This window comes from Phenylobacterium sp., from assembly GCF_025934275.1.
Classification (GTDB): Bacteria; Pseudomonadota; Alphaproteobacteria; order Caulobacterales; family Caulobacteraceae; genus Phenylobacterium.
Genome location: NZ_JAICYI010000047.1, coordinates 22286 through 30010, shown reverse-complemented (window position 1 = coordinate 30010; position 7725 = coordinate 22286). Strand labels below are relative to the sequence as shown.

Below are 7725 nucleotides of genomic sequence, written 5' to 3'. Positions count from 1 at the left end.
CTTCGCGGTGGCCAAGCGGCCGGGGTTCGGGCGCAAGCGCGAGCGGCTGGAGGCGCGGCTGGCGGGCGCCGCCCCCGCCGAGCGCCCGCCGCAGCGCGTCGCCGTCGTCGGGGCCGGCGTCGCCGGCGTGGCGGCGGCGCGGGCGCTCGAGGCCCTCGGGGCCGAGGCGGCGGTGTTCGACGCGGTCGGGCTGGCGGCTGGCGGCTCCGGCAATCCGGCCGCCCTGGTGACGCCGAGGCTGGACGCCGGCCTCGGCCCGCCCGCCGAGCTGTTCGCCCAGGCGTTCCGGCGCGCAGTCCGGCTCTACGAGGCGATACCCGGTGCGATCATCGCCCGCGGCGTGCTGCAGCTCGCCGCCAACTCCCGCGACCTCGGCCGGTTCGCGAAGATCGCGGCCTCGGACCTGTTCGAGCCCGGGACGCTGCAGGTGCTCACGGCTGAGGCGGCGAGCGGCCGGCTGGGCGAGCCGGCCCCGGCGGCTCTGCTGCAGGAGGCGGCGCTGGTGATCGAGCCAAGGGCGGCGCTCGCCGCCTGGGCGCCGCCGGTGCGCCGCGCCGCGGTCGCCGCCCTCGAGCCCCGCCCTGACGGCTGGCGGCTGCGCGATGCGGCCGGGCGCGAGCTCGCCACGGCCGAGGCGGTGATCGTGGCGGCGGCACAGGCTTCGACGCGGCTGGCGCCGGGCCTGCCGCTGCAGGCGGTGCGCGGGCAGGCGAGCTGGCTCATCGGGCATGCCGCGCCCGGCGCCGCGGCGGCCTGGGGCGGTTATGTGCTGCCGATGCGCGAGGGCGTCCTTTTCGGCGCGACGCACGATCGCGACGACGAGGACGAGGCGGTCCGGGCGATCGAGCACGAGCGCAATCTCGCCATCCTGGCCGCCGCCCTTCCGAGGTTCGCCGCCGGCATCGAGGCGGAATCGCTCGAAGGCCGCGCCAGCGTGCGCGCGACCACGCCCGACCGCCTGCCGCTCGCCGGGCCCGCGCCGGGCGCCCCGGCGGGGCTGTTCGTGCTGACCGGCTTCGGATCGCGCGGCTTCTGCCACGCCCCGCTGCTCGCCGAGCACGTGGCGACGCTGGCGCTGGCGGCGGCCTCGCCCCTCCCGGCCGCGCTCGCCGAGCTGGTCGATCCCGATCGCTTCGCGCGACGGGCCGAGCGGCGGGCCGGTTTATAAGCCGCGCGCGCAGGCGTATAAGGCTGGCCCTTCGAGGGACGCCTCAGGTTTGAGGACCGAACAGATGAAGACCACCATCGCCATCGCCCTGGCGGGCGCGGCGCTCCTCGCCGCCGGCGCCGGACCTGGCGCGGTCGCCCGCGACAGGACGCCGGCCTACTCGCCGCAGCAGTGCTTCTACACCCGCAACGTGACCAGCTTCGCCGCGCCCGACGAGCACAACCTCTATGTCCAGGTGAACTCGCGCGACGTCTATCACTTCGACATGTTCGGCCCCTGCCCCGACATCGACTGGAACCAGCGGCTGGCGCTGGTGTCGCGGTCCTCATCGTGGATCTGCAACGGCATGGACGCCGAGGTGATCACCCATGCGGCCGGCATCGGCCGCCAGCACTGCTTCGTCCGCAACGTGCGCAAGCTGACGCCTGAGGAGGTCGCCGCCCTGCCGCGCCGCGCCCGGCCTTGAACGGGGTTCATCGACCGGAAACCCAGATCGGTGATGATCGCGCCGCGCGCCACGTCCGAATCCGGCGCCGGCGGCTGAGCCGCACGACATCTGGCTTTCGATCGTCGCCACCGGCTCGACGATTCTTGTCTTCGGGATGCTGCTCGGCCGACTGTTCACCCGCTGGCAGCTCCAGCAGTTGCACGCCGTGGTCGACACCGAGACCGGCGCCATCCGTCCGCTGGCTTGAGGCCCGCTCGCCATCCGCTACCGAACGGGGTTTCGCAACGGCCCGAGAGCCGGTTTCGCCGCTGACGCTTTGACGAAGATGGTGGACGCGGCTGGGATCGAACCAGCGACCCCTACGATGTCAACGTAGTGCTCTCCCGCTGAGCTACGCGTCCGAACCTCGGGAGGCCGCGGGTATAACGGCGGCCCCTGGGCTTAGCAAGCGGCGCGCCGCCGCGGCTCAAGCGGCGATCATCCGCTCCACCTCGGCCACGATCTCGCGCAGGTGGATGGGCTTGGAGAGCACCTTCGCGCCGGGCGGCGCCGCATCGCCGGCGGCCAGCGCGACGGCGGCGAAACCGGTGATGAACATGATCCGAAGCCCGGGGTGCTTGGCCGCCGCCAGCCGCGCCACCTCGATTCCGTCCAGGCCCGGCATGACGATGTCGGTGAGCAGGACGTCCCAGCTCTCGTCGAGGTGGGAGGCCGCCTCGTCGCCGTCCGCGCAGGCGGTGACTTCGTAGCCGGCGCGCTCCAGCGCACGGGCGAGGAAGCCGCGCAGCGAATCGTCGTCTTCGGCCAGAAGGATGCGGGGCATGGCGGGTTCGGCGGCGGGCTCGCGGGACGGAACGCCAGCTTAGGAGGTCAAGCGTAAAGGCGCGATGAACCCTGCCGCTCGCCTGCGGCGGGCCTCGTCCCATGAACCCTTTGACCGTGGACGGCGCTCAGCGTTCTATGGACGCGATGAACGCCTGGGAGCCGATCGCGGTCGAGGAGCCCATCGCGCGCACGGAGGCCTTCGAGGTCCGCCGCGCCGCGGCGCGCGGGGCTGCGCCGCCGACGCCGATCGTGTTCGCCTCGCCGCACTCCGGCCGGCTCTATCCCGACGACATGATGGCCGCCGCCGCGCTCGACGCCCAGAGCATCCGCCGCTCGGAGGACGCCTACGTCGACGACCTGATCGCCGCCGCCCCGGAGCTGGGGGTGTCGCTGATCACCGCCCGCTTCGCGCGCGCCTACATCGACCTGAACCGCGAGGCCTTCGAGCTGGATCCCGCGATGTTCGCCGACGAGCTGCCGGAGTTCGCCCGCGCCCGCACCGCGCGGGTGGCGGCGGGGCTCGGGGCGATCGCCCGGGTGGTCTCGGAAGGCCAGGAGATCTACGCCCGCAAGCTCACCTTCGCCGAGGCGCGGGGGCGGATCGAGGGCGCGCACCGCCCCTATCACGCAGCCCTCGGCCAGCTGATCGCCGAGACGCACGCCGAGCACGGCTTCGCCATTCTCATCGACTGGCATTCTATGCCGGCGGCGGCGGCGGTGCGCACCGGCGGCCGCGAGCGGCCCTGCGACCTGGTGCTGGGCGACCGCTTCGGCGCGGCCTGCGCCGGCGTGCTGCCGACCCGCGTCGAGCGTGAGCTGGAGTCCATGGGCTACCGGGTGGCGCGCAACACGCCCTACGCCGGCGGCTACACCACCGAGCATTACGGCCGCCCCGCCCGCCGGGTGCATGCCCTGCAGATCGAGATCAACCGGGCGCTCTACCTCGACGAGGCGAGCCTCGCGCCGACGCCTGCGTTCCACGACCTGAAGCTGCGGCTCGAAGCCCTCACCCAGACGCTGGCCGCCGCCGACTGGTCGGGACTGAGGCCGGGCTGAGCGGCTCAGGGGTCGGCCGCGGCGCGCCTGAGGGCCAAAAAAAGCCGCGCCCGAAGGCGCGGCAGTTCTTAGGGAGGAAACGCCCAGGAAGGGCAGAGGCGTCAGGGACGCCTCACAGCCTTCTTATACTGTGCAGCGCACAACGACTCAAGCCGGGACAGGTGCGAAAATCGCCCATGCCTCGCGTCGTTTCGGAAATGTCACACCTCCGCAGCCCTTGCCGCAGGGGAAAACCGCCCCATGTTGCTGCAACGCACAACAACTGTGAGAATTTCGCGCGCCGCAGCGTCGCGGACGCTCCGGGGCGCTGGCCCTGATCGCCGGCCTCGCCTAAAAGCCCGCCTTCGCCGGCGCCACACGCCACCTGCGCGCCCCTGCGCCCGAAGCCCAGATCCAGAATGTCGCTCCGCAACATCGCCATCATCGCCCACGTCGACCACGGCAAGACCACGCTGGTGGACCAGCTGCTCGCCCAGTCCGGCGTGTTCCGCGCCAACGAGGCGCATGCCGAGCGGGCGCTCGACTCCAACGACCAGGAGCGTGAGCGCGGCATCACCATCCTGGCCAAGGCGACATCGGTGCTGTGGCATGGCGCGGCGGGCGACACCCGGATCAACATCATCGACACCCCCGGGCACGCCGATTTCGGCGGCGAGGTCGAGCGAATCCTCGGCATGGTCGACGGGGCGCTGCTGCTGGTCGACGCCGAGGAAGGCGTCATGCCGCAGACCAAGTTCGTGCTCGGCAAGGCGCTGAAGCTGGGCCTGAAGCCGATCGTGGTGCTGAACAAGGTCGACCGGCCGCACGCCGATCCCGACCGCGTGCTGAACGACGCCTTCGACCTGTTCGCCGCCATCGGCGCGACCGACGAGCAGCTCGATTTCCCGCACCTCTATGCCTCGGGCAAGCAGGGCTGGGCGGTGAAGGACCTTCAGAAGGACGCGAAGCAGGACCTCGCGCCGCTGTTCGACCTGATCGTCGAGCACGTGCCGCCGCCGACCGCCGAGGCGCGCGTCGACGCGCCCTTCCAGCTGCTCTCCGTGCTGATCGAAAGCGATCCCTTCCTCGGTCGGCTCCTCACCGGGCGGGTCGAGGCGGGCCGCGCCGCGCCCGGCGCGCCGATCCACGCTCTCGGTCCCGACGGCAAGGAGATGGAGAAGGGCCGGATCAGCAAGATCCTCGCCTTCCGCGGCCTGAAGCGGCAGCCGATCGAGCTCGCCGAGGCGGGCGACATCGTGGCGATCGCCGGGCTCTCGAAGGCGACGGTCGCCGACACCGTCTGCGCGCCGGAGGTGACAGAGGCCCTGCCCGCTCAGCCGATCGATCCCCCGACCATCGCCATCACCGTCTCGATCAACGACAGCCCGCTGGCCGGCCGCGAGGGCGACAAGGTGCAGAGCCGGGTGATCCGCGACCGGCTGCTGCGCGAGGCCGAGAGCAACGTGGCGATCCGGGTCTCCGAGACGGCCGAGAAGGACGCCTTCGAGGTGGCCGGGCGCGGCGAACTGCAGCTGGGCGTGCTCATCGAGACCATGCGGCGCGAAGGCTTCGAGGTTTCGATCAGCCGCCCGCGGGTGGTGTTCCAGACGGATCCCGAGAGCGGCCAGCGTCTGGAGCCGATCGAGGACGTGGTCATCGACGTGGACGACGACTTCACCGGCGTGGTCATCGAGAAGCTCTCGGCGCGCAAGGCGGAGCTGACCGACATGGGGCCCTCCGGCGCCGGCAAGACGCGGCTGACGCTGCAGGCCCCGTCGCGCGCGCTCATCGGCTACCAGGGCGAGTTCCTGACCGACACCCGCGGCTCGGGCGTGCTGAACCGCGTGTTCAGCCACTACGAGCCGTACAAGGGCGCCATCGAGGGCCGCCGCAACGGCGTGCTGGTCTCCAACTCCGAGGGCGAGACGGCGGCCTACGCCCTGTGGAACCTGGAAGAGCGCGGGACCATGTTCGTGGGCGGCGGCGAGAAGACCTACCAGGGCATGATCATCGGCGAGAACAGCCGCGGCGACGACCTCGACGTGAATCCCATGAAGGCCAAGCAGCTGACCAACGTGCGGGCCTCGGGCAAGGACGAAGCCGTGCGCCTGACCCCGCCGCGCCGCCCCACCCTCGAGCAGGCGATCGCCTACATCGAGGAGGACGAGCTGGTGGAGGTGACGCCCAAGGCCATCCGACTGCGCAAGAAGGTGCTGAACCCCAGCTTCCGCAAGAAGCGGCTGCGGGAGGATTAGGGTCCCACGGCGCGGCTGGGCTACAAATCCGCCATGGCCAACCCGATCTTCGCGAACCTGCCCACCACCATCTTCGAGGAGATGAGCGGCCTGGCGCGCGAGCTTTCGGCCGTGAACCTGGGCCAGGGCTTCCCCGACGATCCCGGCCCTGACGCGATCCGCGAGAAGGCGGCCGATGCGGTGCTGAACGGCTACAACCAGTATCCGCCGATGGCCGGCCTGCCGGAGCTGAGGCAGGCCGTGGCGGCGCACTACGCCAGGACCCAAGGCGTGGAGCTCGACTGGGCCAGCGAGGTCACCGTCACCTCGGGCGCGACCGAGGCGTTGGCGGCCGCCTTCCTGGCGCTGATCGAGCCGGGCGACGAGGTGGTGGTCTTCCAGCCGGTCTACGACTCCTACCTGCCCATGATCCGCGCCGCGGGCGGCGTTCCGAAGCTCGTCAGCCTGCAGCCGCCAAGCTGGCGCTTCACCCGCGAGATGCTCCAGGCGGCGTTCAGCGAGCGGACGCGGTTCGTCGTGCTGAACAATCCGATGAACCCGACCGGCGTGGTGTTCCCCGAAGGCGACCTGGCGTTGCTGGCGGAATTCTGCGTGGCGCACGACGTGATCGCCATCTGCGACGAGGTCTGGGAGCAGGTGGTGTTCGAGGGCGCCTGTCACCGGCCGCTGATCGGCTTTCCCGGCATGCGCGAGCGCGCCGTGAAGATCGGCTCGGCCGGCAAGATGTTCGGCCTCACCGGCTGGAAGGTGGGCTTCCTGGCCGCCGCGCCCGCGCTCTCCCGCAGCCTCGCTCGCGCGCACCAGTTCCTGACGTTCACCACCCCGCCCAACCTGCAGGCCGCCGTGGCCTGGGGCCTGGCGAACTCCGAGGCCTGGTTCCGCGACATGCCGCGCGACCTCGCCCGCTCGCGCGACCGGTTGTCCGACGGCCTGAGGCGGGAAGGCTTCGCCGTCCTGCCGGCGCAGGGCGCCTATTTCCTGTGCGTCGATCTCCCCGGCTCCGGCGTGGCCATGGGGGACCGCGAGTTCTGCCTTCAGGCCGTAAAGCAGGCCGGCGTCGCCACGATCCCCGTCTCGGCGCTCTACGAGGACGAACCGGTGACGAACATTGTCCGCCTCTGCTTCGCCAAGCGCGACGCGACCCTTGACGCCGGGATCGAGGGTCTGGCGAAGGCGCGGGCGCTCGCCGTCAGGCGGCGCGAGCCCGGTAGCGCGACGGCGTGACCCCGAAGGTGCGCCGGAAGGCGGCCACGAACGCCGAGGGACTGGCGTAGCCGGCCTCGAGCGCGGTGGCCGTCACCGGCGCGCCGCCGGCCAGCGCCGCCACCGCCTGCTGCATGCGCGCCCGCGCCCGCCAGGTCTCCAGGGTCAGCCGCGTCTCGGCCTGGAACAGCCGCTGCAGCGTCCTGAGGCTGCCGCCGGCCCCGCGCGCGAGTTCGGCCAGCGAAGCCTCCGCCCCGGGCTGCTCCATGATCCGCTCGGCCAGCCGCCGGGCGCGCGGATCGCGGGGCATCGGCAGCTCGAGCGGCGCGGTCTCGCCCGCCGCCAGCAGGTCGAGCAGCAGCCCGACGAGGCGCTGCTGCGCCTCGTTGTCGAGCCGCAGCATGCGCAGCTGCACGAGGTGCAGGATGAGCTCGCGCAAAAGCGGCGCCACCTCGATGGCGCGGCAAGCCGTCAGCCGCGCGTCGGGATCGATCGGCGTCAGGTAGAGGGTGCGCATGGCGACCTGTCCGCGCATGCGGATGGCGTGCGCCGTCCCGCCGGGCACCCAGATCGCCCGGGTCGGGGGCACCATCCAGGTGGCCGCCGGCGTGCTCACCTGCATCACGCCGCGGGCGGCGTAGATCAGCTGGGCCCAGGGATGGGTGTGGGCGTCGATCACGGCCCCGTCCTGGAAGGTCTGGGCCAGGCCGCGGATCGGATAGCCGCCAGGGTCGGGCGAAAATTGGCGCGTGGTCGACATTGTTCGTCAGACTAGCGCAAGCGCGCCGGAC

The 7725-nt window shown here is 72.0% G+C and carries 7 protein-coding genes and 1 tRNA gene; 5 read left to right on the top strand and 3 right to left on the bottom strand.

Annotation, left to right across the window (positions count from 1 at the left end):
• Both mnmC and Q0W60_RS12585 read left to right on the top strand, forming a co-directional pair.
• On the top strand, positions 1 to 1168 hold a 1168-nt coding region (gene mnmC / locus Q0W60_RS12590), incomplete at its 5' end, for an FAD-dependent 5-carboxymethylaminomethyl-2-thiouridine(34) oxidoreductase MnmC (RefSeq protein ID WP_297696092.1).
• Between the two features lie 64 nt (positions 1169 to 1232).
• Positions 1233 to 1634 carry a DUF6491 family protein gene (locus tag Q0W60_RS12585; protein ID WP_297696090.1) on the top strand — a complete coding sequence of 134 codons (402 nt, stop codon included), beginning with the start codon at positions 1233 to 1235 and terminating at the stop codon, positions 1632 to 1634.
• Between the two features lie 308 nt (positions 1635 to 1942).
• On the opposite strand, the gene Q0W60_RS12580 is transcribed toward Q0W60_RS12585, so the two are convergent.
• Together Q0W60_RS12580 and Q0W60_RS12575 are read right to left on the bottom strand one after the other, a co-directional pair.
• Positions 1943 to 2017 (bottom strand) — tRNA-Val (locus tag Q0W60_RS12580).
• Between the two features lie 65 nt (positions 2018 to 2082).
• Complete coding sequence (locus Q0W60_RS12575) at positions 2083 to 2439, bottom strand: response regulator (protein ID WP_297696088.1); 357 nt, start codon at positions 2437 to 2439, stop codon at positions 2083 to 2085.
• A 146-nt stretch (positions 2440 to 2585) separates the two neighbouring features.
• Here Q0W60_RS12575 and Q0W60_RS12570 point away from each other — a divergent pair, with 146 nt between their 5' ends.
• From Q0W60_RS12570 to Q0W60_RS12560, 3 genes are all read left to right on the top strand, one after another.
• On the top strand, positions 2586 to 3497 hold the full coding sequence (locus tag Q0W60_RS12570; protein ID WP_297696098.1) for an N-formylglutamate amidohydrolase: 912 nt from the start codon (positions 2586 to 2588) through the stop codon (positions 3495 to 3497).
• Positions 3498 to 3895: 398 nt separating this feature from the next.
• Positions 3896 to 5731, top strand: coding sequence for a translational GTPase TypA (gene typA / locus Q0W60_RS12565; RefSeq protein ID WP_297696086.1), 1836 nt, complete (start codon positions 3896 to 3898; stop codon positions 5729 to 5731).
• Between the two features lie 33 nt (positions 5732 to 5764).
• Positions 5765 to 6955, top strand: a complete 1191-nt coding sequence (locus Q0W60_RS12560; protein ID WP_297696084.1) for an aminotransferase — start codon at positions 5765 to 5767, stop codon at positions 6953 to 6955.
• On the opposite strand, the gene Q0W60_RS12555 is transcribed toward Q0W60_RS12560, so the two are convergent.
• Positions 6921 to 7694, bottom strand: coding sequence for a helix-turn-helix domain-containing protein (locus Q0W60_RS12555; RefSeq protein ID WP_297696082.1), 774 nt, complete (start codon positions 7692 to 7694; stop codon positions 6921 to 6923). The genes Q0W60_RS12560 and Q0W60_RS12555 overlap by 35 nt on opposite strands.
• Positions 7695 to 7725 lie beyond the last annotated feature (31 nt).